Here is a 20,761-nt window from a genome sequence, read left to right on the forward strand (position 1 = left end):
AAAAAGGCGGGGAGACTCACTCCCCGCTATTTGATTATTTACCTTCTTCAGCTTTTTTCTGTGCAGCTTTTAAGTCCGCTGATACATCGCCACCGCCAACAGTTACGTTATTAACCATCTGTGCGAGAATGCCTGAGCTAGTAATATCTCCCATTTTTGTAAGGTTTTTACCGTCAACAAGTCCGAAAACTTGGATGTCATTGAATGATGCTGCGATTTCATTTGGAAGTTCACCAAACGATTTAATTACTTCATTTTCTTTGTATGCTTTTTGTTCTACTACTTCTTTATTTACTGGTTGCGCTCCACCTGGAGACATTAATACCCAAGTTGCCATATTTTCTGGTTGAGACAAGTATTCAACAAATTTCTTCGTTGCTTTCTTTTGCTCATCATCAAGTCCTGCTGAAATAGTTAAACCAGAAACTGTACCATAAACTGCTTTTTCTTTTTCTTCTGGAATTGCGAAACCGATATTTTTTGGATCGCCTTCTTCATAAACAGATGGAAGGATATACGTAGAGTACATTGCCATCGGAACTGTTCCATTCATAAATGCATCTTTAATTTCAGTTACATCATTTGAACCAGGCATCGTGTATGCTGACAAATCTTTATAATATTGAAGTGCTTCTTTCATTTCTGGTGTATCAATCGTTACATTACCTTTTGCATCTAAAACATTGGCTTTATTAGAAAGTGCAAATTGGGAGAAAGCTTGCTCACTCATCGTGCTTTCTGCTGTTGGAATTGCAATACCGTATTTTTTATCTGCTTTATTTGTGAATTTTTTCGCTACTTTTTCAATATCCGCCCAGTTTTTAGGTTCTTCAAAACCAGCATCGGCTAAAGCTTTTTTGTTGTACCAAATACCTTGAACCCAACCGCTTAATGGTGCTGCGATATAGCTTTTACCATCTTCAGAACGTACTAAGTTTGTTGCACCTTCATAGTATTTATCTTCTCCAACCGAGTCGATAACTGCTTTTACTGCATCTTGGTCAATTAACTGATCTTTATCCATTACTTTGGCAAAATCTTGGCTTACTTCCATAACTGCTGGAAGTTTACCGGAACGAGCAAGTGTTACAACTTTAGTATTAAAAGCATCTTCCTCTACTGGAATTTGTTTGATTTTGATTGTTGGATTTTCTTTTTCAAAATCAGCAATTAATTTATTAATAACATCTAAACGCTCTTTTTCAACGGATGAATGCATAAATTCAATCGTTACTTCCTTACTACCAGACTCTTTTCCTCCACATGCAGCTAGAACCGCACTTAGAACCAACACAACAACAAGTAATACAAGACTCTTTTTCTTCATTTTTGTTCCTCCCTGTAATTTTTGGTTTTTAGCCAGCAGAATTCATAGCCACTAAGCTTTATGGAATCGCTCCCAGTTACCGTGGAGCCCTTATAAAGATTTGTATAAACACCGCTGTCTAGTGAATAACTCACTTCTTTTTCTGATAAATTATGAATCAATATAATCGATTCCGCGTCGGATGAACGTTTAACAACAAACAATTCCGCCGTAGATTCTAAAACTTCCATCGGTATTTCTGGATGGAAAAGTGATTCCGCTTTTCGTGTGCTAATTAATTTCGTTAGCGCATCATAAGTTGCTTTTCGTAAGGAGCCTCTTTGTTCCAACTCTGCTGTAATTTCCGCCAAGTCGTATTTTTTTCGATTAATAGAGCGATTGTGGCCTGTTGTTTCTACGCCTGAATAATCATTGCGGCTTCCTAAAATACTTTGAACATAAACGGCTGGAACGCCTGGGATAGACATTAGTACTGCATGAGCCACAAGAAATCTCGACATCCTCAAGTCATCTGTGTCCGCCTGTTTACTTAGCGCATCCATGTACGTCACGTTAATTTCATACGGACTCTTAGAACCATCTGGATTTTGCTTATATGAAACGAGCGCGCCTTCTTCCTCCAAATCATTCACTAAAGCCAAAATTTCAGCTTCTGGAATAATGCCGCGCACTGGATTTAACCCAATCCCATCATGTGAGGCAAGGAAATTAAAGAATGTCCGCTTGCCTTCTGGTAGCTCTAAATTCTTCGCCCAGTTACGGAGGAATTCTGCATTACCATGATGGATAGCATGGAGCACAAGTGGTGGAAGCGGGAATTGATAAACCATATGCGCTTCTTTTTCACCATTTCCAAAATAACTAATATTATCAACATGCGGCACATTGGTTTCGGTAATAATAATCGTCCCCGGAGCTGCAATGTCTACTAAATCTCTAAATAATTTCACGATTTCATGCGTCTCTTCTAAGTGAATCGAACTCGTTCCCGGCACTTTCCACATAAAGCCAACCGCATCAAGTCGCACATATTCCGCACCTTCTTCTAAATAGAACATCAAAACATCAATCATCTTGTAAAGCACTTCCGGAGAAGCAAAGTTTAAATCGATTTGATCCTCACTAAAAGTCGTCCAAATATGTCCTACTTTTCCTGAATCAAATTGAAATGGTGTCAGCACTGGTGTCGCACGTGGCCTTGTTACCGAACTAAGGTCCGTCTTTGGATCCATTTCCACAAAAAAGTTCCTAAACTCCTCGTCACCCGCCAAATATCGCTTAAACCAATCACTTTTCGCCGACATATGATTACAAACAAAATCAAACATCAACCGCGCCGACTGTTCCATCTCCTTAATATCTTCCCAATCACCAAGTTCCGGGTTCACCGCTTTATAATCGATGACCGAAAACCCATCATCCGAAGAATAAGGATAAAAAGGCAAGAAATGAACTACCTCAAAAGTCGATTTTAAATAACTATCATACATTTTCTTAAAAGTTGTTAACGTTTTTTTGGATTCCTCTTTAAATTGGTCTCCATATGTAATTAAAACAATATCTTTCTCGTCCCACTGATCTTTTCGTGTTAACTTTCGTTGTTGCGTTTGCTGTACCCGCGCTTCGATTCTAGCTGCCAAACTATCTACCACATCTTCGGCATATAACCGCGAAAGTCGTTTTCTTAAATTCGTCATCATTTACCTCCTAACCGGGAGCGCTCCCACAAGAAGAATTATAGTATGGAAAGCGCTTTCTGTCAAACACAATTTTTAATGTTTTTTCTAACACGTTGCTAATAGTGAGTTTTATCTCATATATAACATCTAGTTGGACATTTACTAGAAAATTGAGTAATATAAACATGGATGATAATGACCGGAACCGATACCGGAAACAATAGAGAGAGAAAGGAAGATTACCTTGGCATCTACCATATATGACATAGCAAAACACGCGGGAGTTTCAAAATCGACGGTATCTAGAGTACTAAACAATCAAGCTAATATCTCCGAAGAATCACGAAAAAAAGTACTAGCAGCGATTGACGAACTAAACTACCAACCAAGCAAACTAGCACGCGCACTTACCTCTTCGGGCTTTGATGCCATCATGGTTATTTCAAATCGCTCTACTACAACCACAACCGGAAACCCATTTTTTTCCGAAATAATTCAATCCATTTCCACTCAAGCTGAGTTGGAAAATTTCGACCTAATTCTTCAAACTGCTAAAAACAGCGAAGACGAACTTAAAAAATGCCTCTCCAAAATTCAAGAAAAAATGATAAAAGGCATTATTATGCTAAGTTCTCCCGCTGATGAAGATTTTTTTCACCAATTAGACCCATATAATATCCCCATCGTTGTGACCGGAAAAGTAGAAGGACATTACAAAAATATTTATTCTGTTGATACTGACAATTTTGGCGATAGTTATGCTCTAACAAAACATTTAATTACGGAAGGCCATAAAAAAATCGCTTGTATTCATGCTCCACTTGATTATCACGTTTCCATAGATCGTCTTGCTGGTTTCCGAAGCTGCCTGTTTGACCACCAATTAGATCTACGTAACGACTGGATTATTGATAGCGGTTATAGTATAGAAGATAGCTACAAAGCAGCGCTACGCCTAATGGAAGGCCCAGATAAACCAACCGCAGTTTTCGCAACCGACGATTTAAAAGTCCTTAGTATTTACAAAATGGCCGCCGATAAAAATTTACAAATACCTGCAGATTTTTCCGTCATCGGCTATAATGATAAAGTAGCGTCCTCTTTCTTATCGCCGCCGCTAACGTCTATTGATATTCCAATCAACAAACTAGGAAAAAAAGCGACTAACTTATTATTCCGCTTAATCCATCAAGATAAAAATGTACCAAAAACAACGATTATTAAAACCGAAATGATTGAACGTGAATCCATTCAGAAAATAAACGCCTAAGCTTATTTTCTGAATTTACTTGGTCCTGTAGCTCAGTTGGGAGAGTATCACCTTGACATGGTGGGGGTCGCTGGTTCGAGACCAGTCGGGACCATTTATCAAAAAAGCACCCTTTTATAAAGGATGCTTTTTTGATTTTATTCAAGAATATCAATACTGATACCCCAGTTATCATCATGGATTTGCTTATTGACCTTAATATAGTCTTCCAAATCTTTCCCCGAAATAGCAAGATTGTAATACGGGATATTTTCTATATAACAAGAAGCTCCATATTCTTTAACTTGCTTAGTAACACAATAATTCACATACTTAGATTTAATATCGCATTCTTGGCGTGTAACTTGCTTATATTGATCAATTGGCATATCAGTCGTCAAATGAATCTCTGTTTTGATAGAATTACGATCTACCCAATACGGGATGTCTTTATGAAAGTGCTCCGCAGCCTCATCATCAATAAAATTATTCCAGTCCCAGTAGTGCAGATAGCGTTTTCCATCTATAATTTCATAGGGATTTAAAATAGTTGCTTTATAAACAAGTGAAAGCTCGTTTAATTCTTTATTATCTTCTACTATTTGAATAGAAGTGTTACTAAAGTATTCATCAATTTTATCTTGTTCATAATTTTCATATAGAAACATACAAGCATAGATTGCAAAATTATAATTATTGATTATGTTTTCATCAGACCAGCTTTCAAACATAGCGCGAGCTTTGTTAGCAATTCCCCCACGCAGCTTTTTTTCTAAAGTAATTTGAGCAACATTTTCTTTAACATCGCAGGAAAAAATTTCTTCAACACTAAAAATTTTATTTTCAAGCGGTTGTCGTTTTTGTATGTCTATACCTGCTTTAATTTCCAAATAATAAATAAAACTTTTTTGATCACGATTAGCTAAAAAACCCTCATCGTGACTCATTGTAACATCAATAAAATAATCCTGATTATCAAGTGTTGCTTTCAGAATTGCTTGTTTAAAAGTAGATGGTGATGGACCGTACACAGGTATAAATAAATCCTGACCAAAATTAACAAAAACAAGTTGTGATTCTATTCCTAAATAATCCAGAATAACTTTCAAAAGAACTGTTTTTGCTCTAGAGTCCCCGCACTTCGTCTTATACGTTATTTCTGCTGATTGCGGCTCAAAATTATTTGTTTCAGGCTCATTAAATACTTCTTTTTGCACAAAATCGATGGCATACTTAATTTTATGGTCTAAAGATGATAACATATTTAATTCAGTAACCAAGTCTTCCGCAAAACTCACTAAATTAACTTGATAAAACGTTTGATATACATCGCTAATTTCTTTTGTGATTTCAGGATACGTTTTTTCGGTCATAAAATCAATGAATGGCCCAATTTCAAATTCTTTTGGCTCATCTCCAACATAGTAATCTTCTTCTATGATATAGGATTGATTTTTTTCAATTATTACTTTATCTTTTTCTAGAATCCTACCAACTTCATCTCGGAAATATTGAAAGTTTGCGCTTAAATTTTGCTCCGTCTCATTTTTTAATTCGTAACGATATTTACCATAAGCCCAGTAGGAATCTGGCATCGTATACATCCAGCGGAAATATTTGTTGCGTATGTTACTTTCTTCATATTTGCGCTCAACAGTTGTTTCAATGATAAAAATATCATTTAACTGCAAATCACTTATTTGTACTACTACTAATTTATCAGTATTAACTTCTGTTTGATTTTCATCACACATATAATTTAGTACATTAATGTCAATATCATTTATCTTATCAATCAGTTGACCGTCACGGACTACAGTTAGGGTATGAATGTATAATACTTCATCTTCTCCTACATCAAATTGAGCATTTTCAATCAGATTAATTAAATCTGGATTACTTAAAGTAATTACTCTAGAAATAAAACTTGAATGAGAATTCGGTTTAACTGTTTCGACATCCTCATACCGAATATAATAACCTTTTTCTTGTGCAATTTGAGCATCGTAAAAATCTTTATCCTGGATTGTTAACCAAGAAGAAATATCTTCTTGGTTTTTTTTTAGAGAGCTTAATTCGGGCTGTAGAATGCAATATTCTTTTGTCATGGGGTAATCTCCTTGTGAGCTTTTTTTATTTTATTTAAATAACTTACCTAATTTCTTAAACAATCCATCCTCAATGATATCAATACCGATACCCCAGTTGCTATCAAGTACTTGTTTATTAGCTTTAATATATTCTTCCAAATCTTTCCCTTTAATAGTAAGGTTATGATACGGACGATAATCTATATAACAAGACGCACCATTTTTGTGAATTTTCTTCGTCATACGATGTTTCAAATACTTAGATTTGATGTCGCATTCTTGACATGTGTAGTGTTCTTGTTGATCAATTGACTTATCTGTCGTCAAATGAACCTCTGTTTTAATTCTGTTCCGATCAATCCAATACGGGAAATCTTTATGGAAATGTTTTTCCGCAGCATCATCGATAAAGTTTCCGTAGTTCCAGAAGTGTAAATAACGGTTTTTCTTTTCAACTTCATATGGATCCGTAATAGTCGCTTTGTACACTATAGAAAGTTCATTTAAATCCTTATTATCTTCAACTATTTGAACAGAAGTATTACTAAAATGCTGTTCAATTTCATTTTCTTCAAAGTTTTTATACAGTGTCATACACTTATATGTCGTATAATTGTAACGGTTAATAACCTCTTTATTAGATTCATTTTTAAACATTTCTCGCGATCCGTTTGCCATTCCTCCACGTAACTTTCTTTCAAAGACAACCTCAGCCACGTTTCCTTTCACATCACAACGGAAATTTTCTTCCACAGCTGGCTTTTCATCTTCAAATGGTTCTTGTTTTTGTAATTCCGTACCAGCTTTAATTTCTAAATAATACATAAAACTATTTTTTTGACGATTAGCTAAAAATCCTTGGTCATTACTCATTGTCGCATCAACAAAGTAAACTTGGCCTTCATGTGTTATTTTTAAAATCGCATGGTTAAAGTTGAATGGTGATGGCGTATAAACTGACAAGAATATATCACTATCATAGTTAACTAGAATAAGATCCGAGTCCACACCTAAATAATCTAAAATAACCTTCAAAAGAACTGTTTTCGCTTTGCAATCCCCTTGTTTTGTAGTATAAGTTACTTCAGCAGCTTGCGGCTCGTGCCCATCCATCTCTGCTTCATTGTACAAATAGTATACTTCTTTTTGAACAAAATCGATGGCATGCTTAATTTTATGGTCTAAAGACGGAAGCGCATCTAATTCAGTCACTAAATCAGCCGCAAAATCAGCAAGATTTACTTGATAGAATTTTTGATAAATGTCACTGATTGTTGTGGTGATTTCCGGATACGTCTGCTCTGTAACAAAATCAATGAAAGGTACAATCTCAAGCTCTTTCGGATCTTCTCCAATATAATTTTCCTTTTCAATTGTATAAGATTCGTTATGCGGAACCATCACTTTATCTTTTTCTAAAATAGTGCCCGCTTCATCTCGGAAATAATGGAAATTCGTTTCTAATTTTTTCTCTGTTTCATTTTTTAATTCAAAACGGTACTTTCCATAAGCCCAGTAAGAATTTGGAGCCGAGTAAATCCAGCGGAAGAATTGATTGCGAATGCTGCTTTCCTCATATTTTCGCTCAATTGATGTTTCAATTACGAAAATATCATTCAAATGCAAATCGCGAATAAGAACGGTTACTTTTTTCTCGTCGTTAAAGCTCGCTTGATTCTCATCACGAACATAGTCTAATACTTTTACATTAATATCATCCAATTTATCAATCACTTTACCGTCACGAACAACAGATAAAGTGTGAATGTACAATACCTCTTCTTCGGATAAAATAAAGCTTGTTTTCCCAGCTGAATTGAGCATGTTTGGTTCATTTAATGTATATGCCATTGAAGTATAGCTTGTCCGAGAATTCGGCTTAGCTGTTTCTACAATGTTACACCAGAAGCAATAATCACGTTCTTGTGCAATTTGGGAATCATAAAAAGCTTTATCTTGAGTCTTTAACCACGCATCAATGTTTTCTTGTTTTGTTTCAGGAGAGCTTAATTCTGGTTTTATAAAATAATATTCTTTTGTCATTGGGTAATCTCCTTAAATGTTTTAGATAACCTTATTCTAGCAATAAATAAATATAACAAACAAGAAAAAATCTTTATGATATAGTAACTTTCGGTTTATCTACACTATTTAGTAAAAAAATGGACACATTTATTACTAATTTTCATCTATCCAAGAGAACAATTTCACATCTTGGTAAACCGCACCAATTTTTTCATAATCCCGCAGTAATCCTTCCTCTAAAAAACCGAGCTTATCGAGTAATGTTATCGATGCGGTATTTCTTGGATCTACCTTTGCTTCAATTCGGTGCAAATCAAATGATTCTCGACCCCACTCTATCAATGCTTTCACGGCTTCTGTCGCATAACCACGTTTCCAAAAGCGCGTTCCTAAATCATACGCAATTTCTGCACGATGATTTTCATGATCAATATAGTTAAAACCACATGTACCAATAATTTCTCCTGTTGCTTGCAAAATAATCACACATCGAAGAGCCTTTCCTTCAATTTCTAGTTGTCTTAGCATCTGAATCATTTCTTCTACCGGCTGCAAACTTTGAAAAGGTTCAATATTCATATATCTAGTAACCGAATCATCTGACCAATAGCCAAACAGAATTTCGGTATCAGCCAAGGTCATTTCACTTAAAAAAAGTCGTTCCGTTTTTATCATTTGTTTCCGATTTTCCATACGCTAAACCCCCGCCTTTTTAATAAAAAAAGCTTATCAAATCTCACTCGCAAAGTAAAATGTTTCACGTGAAACATTTGCTCTTTCTTTATCATCAGAGATTTTAGGTTTATAATGAAAAATATCTCAAAAAGCTTCAAAAAGGAGAATGATTCATGGAACAAACGGATAAACGTAAAACTTTAGCACTTATTTCAATTATGCTTGGAGCTTTTATTTCATTATTGGATACAACGATTGTCAATGTTGCTTTACCTGATATTACAACTGCTCTTCATGCCACAAGCGAAACAATTGAATGGGTTATTTCAGGCTATGCACTTGCTTTTGGACTCGTACTTATTTTAGCTGGTCGACTTGGAGACAAATTTGGTCGAAAAAACATCTACATAATCGGAATCACTTTATTTCTCATTATGAGTGTGACAGCTGGCTTTGCTGATTCAGAAAATAGTCTAATTATTTCCCGGGTAATACAGGGACTTGCTGCCGGATTATTTTTCCCGCAAATCAATGCCACAATTATGGATATGTATTCTGGAAAAAGTCTCGGGAAAATCTTCGGGATTCTCGGCTCTGTTATTGGTGTTGGAACGGCCATCGGACCTCTTACCGGCGGACTTTTAATTGAATTATTCGGCGCTACTAATGGTTGGCGCGCTGTCTTTTTTGTTAATGTACCTTTTGTTTTAGTCACACTCGTCCTAGCAATGCTTTACCTTCCAAAAAGAACTGTCTCCGCGAAAAAAATTAGTTTTGATTTGCCAGGAGTTGGGCTACTAACCATTGCACTTTTACTATTACTGTTCCCACTTATTTCAAACGGCGCAAATGACTTCAAACCGATAGACTATCTTTTAATGGCGCTATCTATTCCACTCTTTATCATTCTTTACAAATGGAGCGTCTACCAAGAAAAGAAAGGAAATCAGCCATTAATTGCTCCCAACCTACTTAAAAATAATCAATTTGTTTCAGGTATGCTTTTATCGCTTGTATACTTTGCCGCTTTTACTAGTATTTTCTTCGTCCTATCGCTAACTTGGCAAACTGGTTTCAATCGTTCGGCTATTTTATCCGGGCTTGCAATTAGTCCTTTTGCTTTAGGTAGTGTGTTAGCTGCCTCTAATAGTTACCGACTAATCCCTATATTAGGTAGAAAGCTCTTAATGCTTGGAGTTGCGCTTGTTATCATCGGGCTTGGCACCGTGTCTATTGTTTTCCATTTGAACGACGGCGCTTTTTCTGCTTGGCTCTTATTCTTACCTCTTTTCATCGCTGGTATCGGCAGTGGTTTGACTATTGCACCATTGAATAGTTTTACCCTTTCCACTGTGACTGGTATAGATCGCGGCGGAGCTAGTGGTATGTTTAATACAGCGCAGCGAATTGGATCGTCCTTTGGGATTGCTGTTGTTGGCTCAGTCTTCTTCCGCACACTTGGAAATACTGCCGCTACTTCAAAAGCAAGCGCCTTTTCCGACAGTTTGCAAATGAGTATGTACGTCAATATTGTTCTGCTTGTTGTTTGTTTCCTACTTGTATTCCGGTTACCGAAAAATATTTAAAAAAGAGACATGACTTTGCGTTAAAGTCATGTCTCTTTTCTTATGCTAAATAGAAAACTTCTTTTAAATCTACCGCAACCGGGCTGTTATTAGGATTTGATTTCATAATTGGAGCCATATATTTCCACCACTTTTGACAAATTTCTGTTTCTGCTATTTTGTCATAAATGGCTTTATCCTCGACTTCCACATAAGCAAATAATGTATCCGTCTTTTCTTCTAGAAATATCGAATAGTTAGCTGCTCCATGTGCTTTTAAAGCCTCTTTCATTTCTGGCCAAAGTTCGTCGTGTCTTTTTTTATATTCTTCTTGATTACCAGGATATAAATACATAATAGATGCCACTCGTTCCATTATTGTTACCTCCTAATTATTTAAATAACCTGCCTTTGCTTCAACGCTAAATCTTTCACCAAGTGCTTTCAATTGTTCATCTGTAATCGCTTGTTTAATACCGCCTTGTGACATCACAATAGTATAAACTTCTGCTGCTTTCTCCGCGGTTTCAATTAATCCAAATGTTTCATCCATTGATTTTCCCGCACCATAAATCCCGTGATGTGGCCAAACGATTAAACGATTTTCCTTCATTTTTTCAGATGTAGCTTCTCCAATTTCATTCGTACCAGGAACCAGCCAAGGAATAATCCCAACCCCTTCTGGAAAAACGACTAAACATTCCGTACACATTTGCCATAAAGTTCTTGTGAATTCTCGTTCCGTTAGCTCATGTGTAAATGTCATCGCGAGCAAATGAGTAGCGTGACAATGCATAACAACGCGGTTTTCCGGATCCACAGAAAGTCTTGCAATGTGACTCATAAAATGCGCTGGAAGTTCACTCGTTGGTAGTCCGCCGTCTGTATAGCCCCACAACAAATGAACTGCTTTCCCGTCTTCACTTACTTGAATTACACCTAAATTCACAGCTGGAGCTTCTTCAACATTTTTAAAATATTTACCCGAACCAGTTACTAAGAAATACTTGCCAGCAAGCTTTTCACCGTCAAAGTCCATTGGAATTGTGCGGATGATTTGCTTTACATCTAAATATTCCACAACTTCTTTTTCATCCAACAAATAAGTGATATTGCCACCGTTTCTTTCATCCCAGCCTAACCGGTATAAATTTGAAGTAGTTTTCGCCATTTCCTTAATAAAAACAGCATCCATTATATCCTTTGTCATCGTCACTATCTCCTATCTTTTTAGTAATACATCTTCTTCATAAGCTTTTACTTCTTTCAACCAGTCCAAGCCAACTGGGACACCATTAATTTCACAGAAGTAGTTCCATACATCGCCAAATGGGAAGTCTTTCAATTCTTCAGTAATTGCCATACGAGATGTAAAGTCATTTTCCAGTTCCATTTTTTTCAAATCAGCTGTAGGTTCTAAAAGGGCTTTAAGTAATGATTTTTGCGTATTTCTAGTTCCAACAACCCATGCAGCAATCCGATTGATTGTTGCGTCGAAGAAATCAAGACCGATATTTGTAATCCCAAGTAAATCATTGCGCACCAATTCGCGACCAATTTCAATTAATTCATCATCCATAATCACCACATGGTCACTATCCCAGCGGACTGGACGACTCACATGTAACATGACGCCTTTACTGAAAAGTGCTAAAGAAGACAATTTATTAGAAATAACTTCAGTTGGATGGAAATGTCCCGCATCCAAGCAAATCAATTTGTCCCGCGTAATTCCGTAACCCATATAAAATTCATGCGAACCAACTGTATAAGCCTCTGCTCCTAAACCAAACAGCTTACTTTCTACAGCTTCTTGGGTATATTTTTCATCTAATTTTTCTGCAAAAACTTCATCTAAAGCTTCCATCAAACGTTTTCTCGGGGTGTAGCGATCAATCGGACAATCTTTTATACCATCCGGAACCCAAAAATTATTAATACTTGTTTGACCAAGTTCTTTCCCAAAGTACTCAGAAATTTTTCGCGAGCGTTTCCCGTGCTCTATCCAAAAATCGCGAACTTCTTTATCTGGTGAAGCTAAAGTGTAATTGTCTTTAAACATTGGATGTGAAAAGAAAGTTGGGTTGAAATCAAGACCCAAACCTTGTTCTTTCGCCCACTCTACCCATGGAGTGAAATGCTTAGGTTCAATTTCATTTAAATCTACTTTTTCATCTGTATCTACATAAATTGCGTGTAAGTTAAGTTTATGTTTTCCAGGAATAAGTGAATAAGCTTTTTCCAAATCTTGGCGTAATTGCTTAGGAGTATGAGCCGCACCCGGATAATTCCCGGTCGCCATGATTCCGCCTGTAAGTTCGCCGTCTGGATTTAAGAAACCTTTAACATCATCGCCTTGCCAGCAGTGCATCGAAATTTTAATGTCTTTCAGTGTTTTAAGCGCTTTTTCCGTATCAACTCCAATTGCTTGATAACGTTCTTTCGCCACTTGATATCGTTTACTAATTTCTGTTTCTTGTCCCATTTTAAAAGCCTCCTAATTAAATTCAAGTACCTTAGTAAATCTTTCTTTTATTTCCTCAAATCTCACATCACCACAAGAAAATTCGCCAATTTCAAATGAATTTCGAATAATTTTTCTTCCCGCACGCATAGATTCGATTTCACCTTGATTAATCATTTGTACAACTAAATTTCCAATCGCCGTTGCTTCAGAAGGTCCCGCAAATACTTCTATCCCTGCAAGTTTAGCTGTTAATTGATTTAGCATAGCTACATTACTTCCTCCACCGACAATATAAAGTTTTTCGATTTTCTTACCAGTAATTTCAGTCATTTTCTCCAATTCTAGTGCATAATAGAGTGCCAGACTTCCATACACACAATTTGTCAGTTCGCCAATCGTCTCCGGTATAGTTTGTCCAGTTTCTTGGCAATACAATTTAATCTCATCCACCATGTTTTCCGGGTTATTAAACCTGGCATCATTGACATTAATAATTTGCTTGAAATAAGGATAATTACTCGCTTCCTCAGCCATCTCAGCAAAACTATGCTTATAGTCGTCCATGCGCGCAATTTCTTGAACAATCCAAAGCCCCATAATATTTTTTAAAAAGCGATAAGTTCCATATGCGCCCCATTCATTCGTGTAATTTTCTTTAAAAGCTGCTTCGTTATTAATTGGCGCACTTAGCTCCATCCCTATTAGCGACCAAGTCCCACTACTCAAGAATGCCCAATTTTCTCCTTCTGCCGGAGTTCCCACCACTGCCGAAGCTGTATCATGTGTTGCCACTGTCACTACATCACAATTAGGAATATCATACTCCTCTAGCCACTCCTCTTTTACTTTACCTAAATACGTACCTGCATCCGTCAGTGGTGCAAATTTTTCCACATCAATGTTCAAATGCGAAAGTAAATCCTTATCAAATAATTGTTCTCGCAAGTTAAGCATTTGCGTAGTCGATGAATTGGTTGTTTCTGCCACCTTAACCCCCGTGAGGACATAACCAATATAGTCAGGAATCAACAAAATTTTCTCCGCTCGTTCTAGTAAATCTCGCTCTTCCACGTACAGCTGATATAGAGTATTTAATTCCATAAACTGAATACCTGTTTTTTTATAAATATATTCTCGTGGATACTCACTCGTTAAATTCTGCACCGCATTTAAAGTTCGTTTATCGCGGTAACTAATTGGATCTGCTAACTTCTCACCGGAAGCCCCTATCAAAACATAGTCAACGCCCCACGTGTCAATACCAAGCACACATTCCAAAATTCCTAGTTGCTTTACTTTTTCCAAGCCAATAAAGATTTCCTGCATCAGTTGATCAATTTCCCAGCGTTCGTGCCCATCTCGGTACGTAAAACCATTTTTAAAACGGTGAATTTCTTCTAATTGTAATTTTTCATTCACCAATTTTCCTAGAATTAATCGACCACTTGATGCACCAATATCTACTGCAACATAATGTTTCACTGGTCTAGCTCCTTTTCTTTAATCAATTGTATTTCCGTAACGTTCCTTCGTAATATCATCAAGTGATCTGCCACGTGTTTTCGGCGCCCAAATTACACCGATTAAAAGCGACACTGTAAGTAAACCAATCATAATTGTCCCCGCCACAGTAAAGCCAAGATTTGCCAAGATTACTGGGAAGACAATCGACCAGACACCTGTACTACCACGAACTAAGAAAAACATCACGCCTTGAACCCCACCACGATATTTTGTTGGAAAAAGTTCTGTTGACCAAAGTGCGTAAAAAGCTTGTGCACCAATCCCTGCTGAAATACCCCATAAAATAACAAATGTCCATAAACCAACCCAAGACATTCCAACAAAAGTAAGTACAACCCAAGAAGCAACTGCCATTAAAGCCCCTACAAAAAACAACCCACGATGACTTACTCGATCACCAAATTTAGCAAAGCCAAAGTATGTAGAAGCTGCTGTGAGTATCCATAATACAGCTTGCAATAAATTCGCTTGTGTATTAGAAAGACCACCCACCGTTTCATATACAAACGGCATAAAGAATCCCATTGCACCCGCTACTAAATTCCAAAATAAGTACACACCCACTAAGAAAAGTACTGATTTTACATTTACCATACTAGAAAATGCTGTTTTAAAAGGATGTTCCAAACGATTACCACTTTCTTTCATTTTCACTTGCTCCGCTTCCCAGTCCTTCGACTCCTCTAATTTACGTTGCAACTGCCAAGCAACAAACGCTACAATCAATAAAGATAAGAAAAGTAAGCGGTTACCTAAAAGTCCAAGTGGAGATACAATAATTCCTAAAGTAAAGATAATTGCTGGCCCACATGACCAAGCAAATTGAGATATACCAATATTTCTAGCTCTTATACTAGGATCCGCCATTTCAGAAATATATGTCCATGAAGCCGGAACCCCAGCCCCAACAGAAAGACCTGTAACTAAAAATCCAATTAATAGCATTGGGAAATTCATTGCAAACATAATGATTGTAACCCCAAGCATATACACCAACATGTTATACGTATAAATAAATTTCCGTCCATATTTATCTGCTAAATGACCACCAATAAGTGCGCCAATTGCAGAACCAAACGCATTCGCGCTCACAGCCCCAAGTAATCCCACCGCAAAACTGCTAAGTCCGAATTGTGTTGCCCACAAAGTTAGTCCACTTGCTCCCGCTACAATACATCCAGAATCTAAATAGTTCGTCAAAGATACCGCTATCGTTCCTTTTTTACTTGTACTCGATCCAGCCATTCTTTTAACCCTCCTACTTATTTTAGTTAAGCGCTTACTTTATATTAAACAATTAATGATTGCGCTTTACAATATCCTGTGTTTATAATTAAAGTATCAAATTTACAGAAGGAGATTGTGAAATGGAAGCGCTTAATAAAAAATTGTTTCGTCTAAATTCAAAAGAAAAAATCCAAAAAAGCACTGGCACTTTTGTTCCCGATTTACCCAATGGATCCTTTTTAAAAGAGAACGGCAGTATGGAGTTATTAAATGATTATTTCTTCAAAAACAAAGACATTTATATAAGCAAACACAACCGATTTGCGGACTATCCTTATCATACACACCAATTTCTTGAGCTAAATTACATGTATTCAGGAAGCTCCGAACAAGTCATTGAAGGAAATAAAGAAACTTTACATGAAGGAGAACTTTTACTTTTAGACAGCGGCTGCCATCATTCCATCAAAGCAACAGGCGAAAAAGACATTCTCATTAACATCCTTTTCCGTGACCAACAAATCAGCCTAGAATGGCTAACGAGTATAAAGAAAAAAAACAGCCTTCTATTCGACTTTCTTCTTCATTCCAGCGTAAGCGAGCAATCTTTAAAGAAATATATTATTTTTCAAAGTGCGCAAATTCCGCATATCCAACAAATTTTAAACCAAATTATCACAGAGTATTTTTTAGAAGAAGAATTTTCATCACGAATTATCACTCTTTATTTGCCAATTCTGTTCACTGAACTGGTACGTAAATGTGATACATATTTAGCTGATGACCTTACCAACTCACAATCAAGCACCACTTCCACCGTGCTCGAAGTTATTAAGCTTATAGAATCCAACTATCGCACAATCACATTAACAAGTGCCGCGGATACATTAGGTTACAATAAAAATTACCTCAGTAACTTTATTAAAAAAAATACCAATTTCACTTTTACCGAACTAGTCAATAAACAAAAAATGCTCGCAGCAAATCTTTTAATTGAAACCACTTCCACTCCAATTGAGTTGATTATTGAAAAAGTTGGCTTTAGTAACAAGACTTACTTTTACTCCTTATACAAAAGAACTTTCAATCTATTACCCAATGAAGTAAGAAATAAAAAATAAGAGTACTGCATTAATCGCAGTACTCTTCTATTGTTTCACGTGAAACATTCTATTTATAAACAACTTCAAACTCTTCACAAACCACTAGAGCATCTTCTTCAAATGGAATACCGAGTTCTACACATTCATTACTGAAAAAGGATGTATGTACTTCTCGCCAATATTCTAGCGTTCTGTCACCTTCTCCTTCCAAATAAGCAAACGTTTCAGGTACTTCATTAAAAGGCATAATTGTTACGTTTATTAATTTGATAATTCCTATAGCTTCTTCTTCTCCATCTAAAAGTACAACATGGGAACCAACAGACGGCATCGTTTCCCCGCCTTGATCATACCAATAGAACAAGCTGCTCGTGCCGGTTTTTATCCCATCCATAACAAGCCCACCAAGTTCATTTGCCATCTGAGCAGAGTTACCAAATGCCCATGCCTCAAACTTACTTGAAATCATCGGGTGTTCTGTACGGTATTTCTGCCACATTTCATTAACTGAATCCTTATAAATCGCCATTTAAGTATCCTCCTAAAAAAAGACTGAGGTTCGTTAAAACCTCAGTCTAAGAATTTATTTCCGAACTGGCTTAATCACAATATAACGGTAAGGATCGCGTCCTTCAGAATGCGTTTCAATTTGTTCATTCTCGCTTAAAATAGCATGAATAATTTTTCTTTCAAATGAAGGCATTGGTTCTAAATGAACAGCGCGCTTCGTTTTAAGAGCTTTATCTGCCATTTTATTTGCTAAAATTACTAACGTTTCATGACGTCTTTCACGATAATCCCCTACATTAACAATAATGTTTTTGTATTGGCTCGTTGTTTTATTAGCAATTAATTGTGTTAAGTATTGAAGTGCATTAAGGGTTTGACCGTGTTTGCCAATTAGCATACCCAGGCTGTCACCTTTAATTTGCAACTTCACATCTTTTCCAACTTCTTCTACATCGATCGTGATTACTGCACCCATCTTGGTAGCAACATCTAAAAGATAATCAATCGCTACTTGGATACCATCTTCTTTTTCAATTACTTTTACCATAGCCAGTCTCGAGCCAATTCCGAAAATACCTTTTTTACCTTCATCTAGAACTTCTACTTCGACCTTGTCGCGTGTTGTTTCTAAAGTGGATAATGCATTTTGGATTGCCTCTTCAACGTTTGAGCCTTGCGCAGTTATATCTCTCACTTTCTTTTCTTACCTCCTTTTTTGGAAGCTTTCATGTTAGCTGCTTTTTTCTTCAAACGATCTTCAGCAAGTTGAGCAGCTGCCAGCGCCTCCTGTTCACGTTTGTTTTTAAAAGGATTATTAATTAAAAGTGTTTGGAATACGGTGAAAATGTTACCGATAATCCAGTATAGAGCAAGTGCAGATGGTAGTGTAATACCCATAAATAGAATCATTACTGGCATGATGTAAACAATCATCGCCATTGATTTATTTTGCTGTGTTTGCCCCATCATAGAAATTTTCGATGATAAGAATGTTGTTAATGCCGCTACAACCGGTAAGATGTAATATGGATCCGGATTTCCCAGTTGCATCCATAAGAATGAATCGGTTTTGATCTCTGCCGTTCTACTGATTGCTTGGTAAAATCCTAGTAGAATTGGCATTTGAATTAATAATGGTAAACAACCCATCATTGGATTTACGCTATTTTCTTGATATAGGCGCATTGTTTCTTGTTGTAATTTTTGTTTTGTTTCATTATCTTTAGACGAGTATTTCTCTTGTAGTTCTTTGATTTTCGGTTGTAAATTTGTCATGGCTTTTTGGCTTTTCAGCTGTTTGATCATTAAAGGCATGATAAGTAGACGGATTAAAATGGTAACAACGATAATTCCGACTGCATAACTTCCCCCGAATAAATCGGAAAACCATGTAATAGTCCAGGATAATGGGAATACAATGTAGTGACTCCAAAATCCAGTTGATTCTGATGTAATTGGATCAGTTGAATAGCCACAACCCGAAAGTACAGCCATTAATCCGATTACAAGACTTGCGATGAGCAACTTCTGTTTGAATCGCTTTTTCTTCTTCAAATTGATGTAACCTCCAATTTCGCCTTTTTAAAATTCCCACTCACTTTGAATTGTTTGGTTTTTGCTTTAAAACACGCCCCACTTTTAAAACATGAATCAAACTTTTCTTTACTTCATGAAAATCCATATTGGCCGCCGGTTTTCTGGCGATGATAATATATTCATTTTCAGGATTGATTTGGCTTTCTAGTTCATGGAATGATTGTCTTATGTAGCGTTTAATTCGATTTCGACAGACAGCGTTTCCAATTTTTTTACTAACTGATAAACCAATTCGAAAATGAGTCGATCCTTCTTGCTTTAAAGTATAAACAACAAATTGACGGTTAGCAAAAGATTTTCCTCTTCGGAATACTTTTTGAAAATCGTCATTTTTTTTAATTCTATATTTTTTTTTCATACATTCTCCATCTTCTTACATATCTTAGTATAAGGCCGTTTGACTCAGGGATTTTTCAAAAAAAAAACCACTGAGTCGTTTTCAGTGGTCTACGCAGATAAAACTTTTCTTCCTTTACGACGACGACTTGCTAAAACTCTACGTCCGTTTTTAGTACTCATACGCGTACGGAAACCATGCACTTTTTTTCTTTTACGTTTACTTGGTTGATATGTTCTTTTCATTAATTACACCTCCCATGAAAGGGTCCAATCGAATTTATCTATTAGACAGTCTTAGATATTGTACGTGAACTGGTCATTTTTGTCAATACTATTTAGACGAATTTCTATTTAGACTCCGTTCACTATCATATCATATTTTTATAGCGAGAAAAACCATTTTTCGAAAATTATTGTGACAAATAGATATATTTTTCTCTCGTGGTGTCTGGAATAGTAATTTCTCGACCAGAAACCTCTACTAAATATTTAGCAAACTCCCCGATTTTCTCAAATTCAGCAGGATACTCAAAAATTAGTTTTTCCTTTATTAAATAGTTATCAACGTAATGGCTTGTTTCTGGCTGAAATGATAAAAGACCTTCTATAAAACGAATAACTTTAGTAAATTTTGGAATTTCCTGTTCTTCTTCTAAATCGGTAAAGTGAAAAAACATCGTGTAAATATGATTTTTTTTGATATTCACTGAAAAAGCTTCTTTATTTATATTACTTTTTGCAAATACCTTAAAATCATCAATTTCTGCTGGTTCCCGTTTGTCGTGAATTAATAAGTATCCAAATACGTCGTCAATATTCCCGTTTTGTATAACTCGATAAAATTCTGTATCTCTCGTTTTCAAAAGCCGTTGAAATATCATTTTTCACAACCTCATTTTTTTGTCTTTTTCTTATTCTGGTAAATAGTTTAACACATTGTCGCAATGAAATCCTTTTCCAGAAAGTGTGGATAACTCGTTAATAACGTCATTTTTTTGTGGATAACCTTTTAATCTACTTTAAACTTATACACAATTAGTGGTTAATTACACACAATGGCTTGTGGATAATTAAATCTAACAATTTCGTTACAGATTTCTTTACACACAAGTTATACACAAGTTAACTGGCTGTGGACAACCGTTTTTCACATCTGGACAGTTTTGTGGATAGATTTTGTAAGTCCTTGCTATCAGAGTGATTTTCTGATATTATAATTCCTGTCGAATAGAAATATAGCTGGGGAAAACTAAAGTTATCCACAATACATTTTTACTTTGTGGATAATTTTTTAACAGTGTTTGGATAACCTTATCCATGGCTTTTTCTATCTGTGGATAACTTTATAGCATCCATTTACATTACATAAAAAAGGGGGGTTACTA

Annotated in this window: 19 protein-coding genes and 1 tRNA gene; 4 read left to right on the plus strand and 16 right to left on the minus strand. The window is 36.1% G+C overall.

All coding sequences use genetic code 11. The annotated features are described in order from the left end of the window. Nucleotides 1–34: 34 nt before the first annotated feature. Both AB2Q86_RS15120 and AB2Q86_RS15125 read right to left on the minus strand, forming a co-directional pair. Complete coding sequence (locus tag AB2Q86_RS15120) at nt 35–1,327, minus strand: ABC transporter substrate-binding protein (RefSeq protein ID WP_012582246.1); 1,293 nt, start codon at nt 1,325–1,327, stop codon at nt 35–37. Further along, on the minus strand, nt 1,324–3,024 hold the full coding sequence (locus AB2Q86_RS15125; RefSeq protein ID WP_012582245.1) for a sugar phosphorylase: 1,701 nt from the start codon (nt 3,022–3,024) through the stop codon (nt 1,324–1,326). Before AB2Q86_RS15125 ends, AB2Q86_RS15120 begins: the two co-directional genes overlap by 4 nt. Before the next feature lie 226 nt (nt 3,025–3,250). On the opposite strand from AB2Q86_RS15125, the gene AB2Q86_RS15130 reads away from it, so the two are divergent. Continuing rightward, nucleotides 3,251–4,276: a LacI family DNA-binding transcriptional regulator gene (locus AB2Q86_RS15130; protein WP_003728699.1), complete on the plus strand. Its 1,026-nt coding sequence runs from the start codon at nt 3,251–3,253 to the stop codon at nt 4,274–4,276. Between the two features lie 21 nt (nt 4,277–4,297). Beyond that, nucleotides 4,298–4,370: transfer RNA gene (locus tag AB2Q86_RS15135), tRNA-Val, on the plus strand. A 43-nt stretch (nt 4,371–4,413) separates the two neighbouring features. Here the strand turns inward: AB2Q86_RS15135 and AB2Q86_RS15140 are convergent. The 3 genes from AB2Q86_RS15140 to AB2Q86_RS15150 form a co-directional block, all read right to left on the minus strand. After that, complete coding sequence (locus tag AB2Q86_RS15140; protein WP_012582244.1) at nt 4,414–6,363, minus strand: hypothetical protein; 1,950 nt, start codon at nt 6,361–6,363, stop codon at nt 4,414–4,416. A gap of 30 nt (nt 6,364–6,393) precedes the next feature. Further along, nucleotides 6,394–8,388: a DUF3857 domain-containing protein gene (locus tag AB2Q86_RS15145; RefSeq protein WP_012582243.1), complete on the minus strand. Its 1,995-nt coding sequence runs from the start codon at nt 8,386–8,388 to the stop codon at nt 6,394–6,396. 135 nt (nt 8,389–8,523) lie between these two features. After that, on the minus strand, nt 8,524–9,063 hold the full coding sequence (locus AB2Q86_RS15150; RefSeq protein ID WP_012582242.1) for a GNAT family N-acetyltransferase: 540 nt from the start codon (nt 9,061–9,063) through the stop codon (nt 8,524–8,526). Between the two features lie 155 nt (nt 9,064–9,218). Between AB2Q86_RS15150 and AB2Q86_RS15155 the strand changes: the two genes are divergently transcribed. Continuing rightward, on the plus strand, nt 9,219–10,631 hold the full coding sequence (locus AB2Q86_RS15155) for an MFS transporter (RefSeq protein ID WP_012582241.1): 1,413 nt from the start codon (nt 9,219–9,221) through the stop codon (nt 10,629–10,631). 40 nt (nt 10,632–10,671) lie between these two features. On the opposite strand, the gene rhaM is transcribed toward AB2Q86_RS15155, so the two are convergent. Genes rhaM through AB2Q86_RS15180 form a run of 5 tightly spaced genes read right to left on the minus strand, consistent with a single transcriptional unit; the run spans nt 10,672 to nt 15,846 of the window. Beyond that, a complete protein-coding gene (gene rhaM, locus AB2Q86_RS15160; RefSeq protein WP_003764521.1) occupies nt 10,672–10,986 on the minus strand; it encodes an L-rhamnose mutarotase in 315 nt (104 codons plus the stop codon). A gap of 12 nt (nt 10,987–10,998) precedes the next feature. Beyond that, nucleotides 10,999–11,820 (minus strand): rhamnulose-1-phosphate aldolase, encoded by an 822-nt coding sequence (rhaD, locus tag AB2Q86_RS15165; protein WP_012582240.1) that lies wholly within the window; start codon nt 11,818–11,820, stop codon nt 10,999–11,001. Between the two features lie 12 nt (nt 11,821–11,832). Beyond that, entirely contained in the window at nt 11,833–13,095 is a 1,263-nt protein-coding gene (gene rhaA / locus AB2Q86_RS15170) for an L-rhamnose isomerase (protein ID WP_003723720.1), read from the minus strand. A 12-nt stretch (nt 13,096–13,107) separates the two neighbouring features. Continuing rightward, nucleotides 13,108–14,559 carry a rhamnulokinase gene (rhaB, locus tag AB2Q86_RS15175; protein ID WP_012582239.1) on the minus strand — a complete coding sequence of 484 codons (1,452 nt, stop codon included), beginning with the start codon at nt 14,557–14,559 and terminating at the stop codon, nt 13,108–13,110. Between the two features lie 18 nt (nt 14,560–14,577). Then, complete coding sequence (locus AB2Q86_RS15180) at nt 14,578–15,846, minus strand: MFS transporter (protein ID WP_003725797.1); 1,269 nt, start codon at nt 15,844–15,846, stop codon at nt 14,578–14,580. 122 nt (nt 15,847–15,968) lie between these two features. On the opposite strand from AB2Q86_RS15180, the gene AB2Q86_RS15185 reads away from it, so the two are divergent. Beyond that, nucleotides 15,969–16,949 carry a helix-turn-helix domain-containing protein gene (locus AB2Q86_RS15185; RefSeq protein WP_012582238.1) on the plus strand — a complete coding sequence of 327 codons (981 nt, stop codon included), beginning with the start codon at nt 15,969–15,971 and terminating at the stop codon, nt 16,947–16,949. 49 nt (nt 16,950–16,998) lie between these two features. Here the strand turns inward: AB2Q86_RS15185 and AB2Q86_RS15190 are convergent, their stop codons facing one another. The 6 genes from AB2Q86_RS15190 to AB2Q86_RS15215 all read right to left on the minus strand — a co-directional run bounded on the left by AB2Q86_RS15190 (nt 16,999) and on the right by AB2Q86_RS15215 (nt 20,257). After that, nucleotides 16,999–17,460, minus strand: a complete 462-nt coding sequence (locus AB2Q86_RS15190; protein ID WP_003728708.1) for an ASCH domain-containing protein — start codon at nt 17,458–17,460, stop codon at nt 16,999–17,001. 54 nt (nt 17,461–17,514) lie between these two features. Then, nucleotides 17,515–18,135, minus strand: a complete 621-nt coding sequence (gene jag / locus AB2Q86_RS15195) for an RNA-binding cell elongation regulator Jag/EloR (RefSeq protein WP_003728709.1) — start codon at nt 18,133–18,135, stop codon at nt 17,515–17,517. Beyond that, a complete protein-coding gene (gene yidC, locus AB2Q86_RS15200) occupies nt 18,132–18,995 on the minus strand; it encodes a membrane protein insertase YidC (protein ID WP_003728710.1) in 864 nt (287 codons plus the stop codon). Before yidC ends, jag begins: the two co-directional genes overlap by 4 nt. Nucleotides 18,996–19,035: 40 nt before the next feature. After that, nucleotides 19,036–19,395 (minus strand): ribonuclease P protein component, encoded by a 360-nt coding sequence (gene rnpA / locus AB2Q86_RS15205; protein ID WP_003735059.1) that lies wholly within the window; start codon nt 19,393–19,395, stop codon nt 19,036–19,038. Nucleotides 19,396–19,484: 89 nt separating this feature from the next. Continuing rightward, a complete protein-coding gene (gene rpmH, locus AB2Q86_RS15210) occupies nt 19,485–19,619 on the minus strand; it encodes a 50S ribosomal protein L34 (protein ID WP_003718062.1) in 135 nt (44 codons plus the stop codon). 167 nt (nt 19,620–19,786) lie between these two features. Beyond that, a complete protein-coding gene (locus AB2Q86_RS15215; RefSeq protein WP_003728712.1) occupies nt 19,787–20,257 on the minus strand; it encodes a hypothetical protein in 471 nt (156 codons plus the stop codon). Nucleotides 20,258–20,761: the final 504 nt, after the last annotated feature.

The sequence above is a fragment of the Listeria monocytogenes genome (assembly GCF_041765605.1).
Taxonomy (GTDB): Bacteria; Bacillota; Bacilli; order Lactobacillales; family Listeriaceae; genus Listeria; species Listeria monocytogenes_D.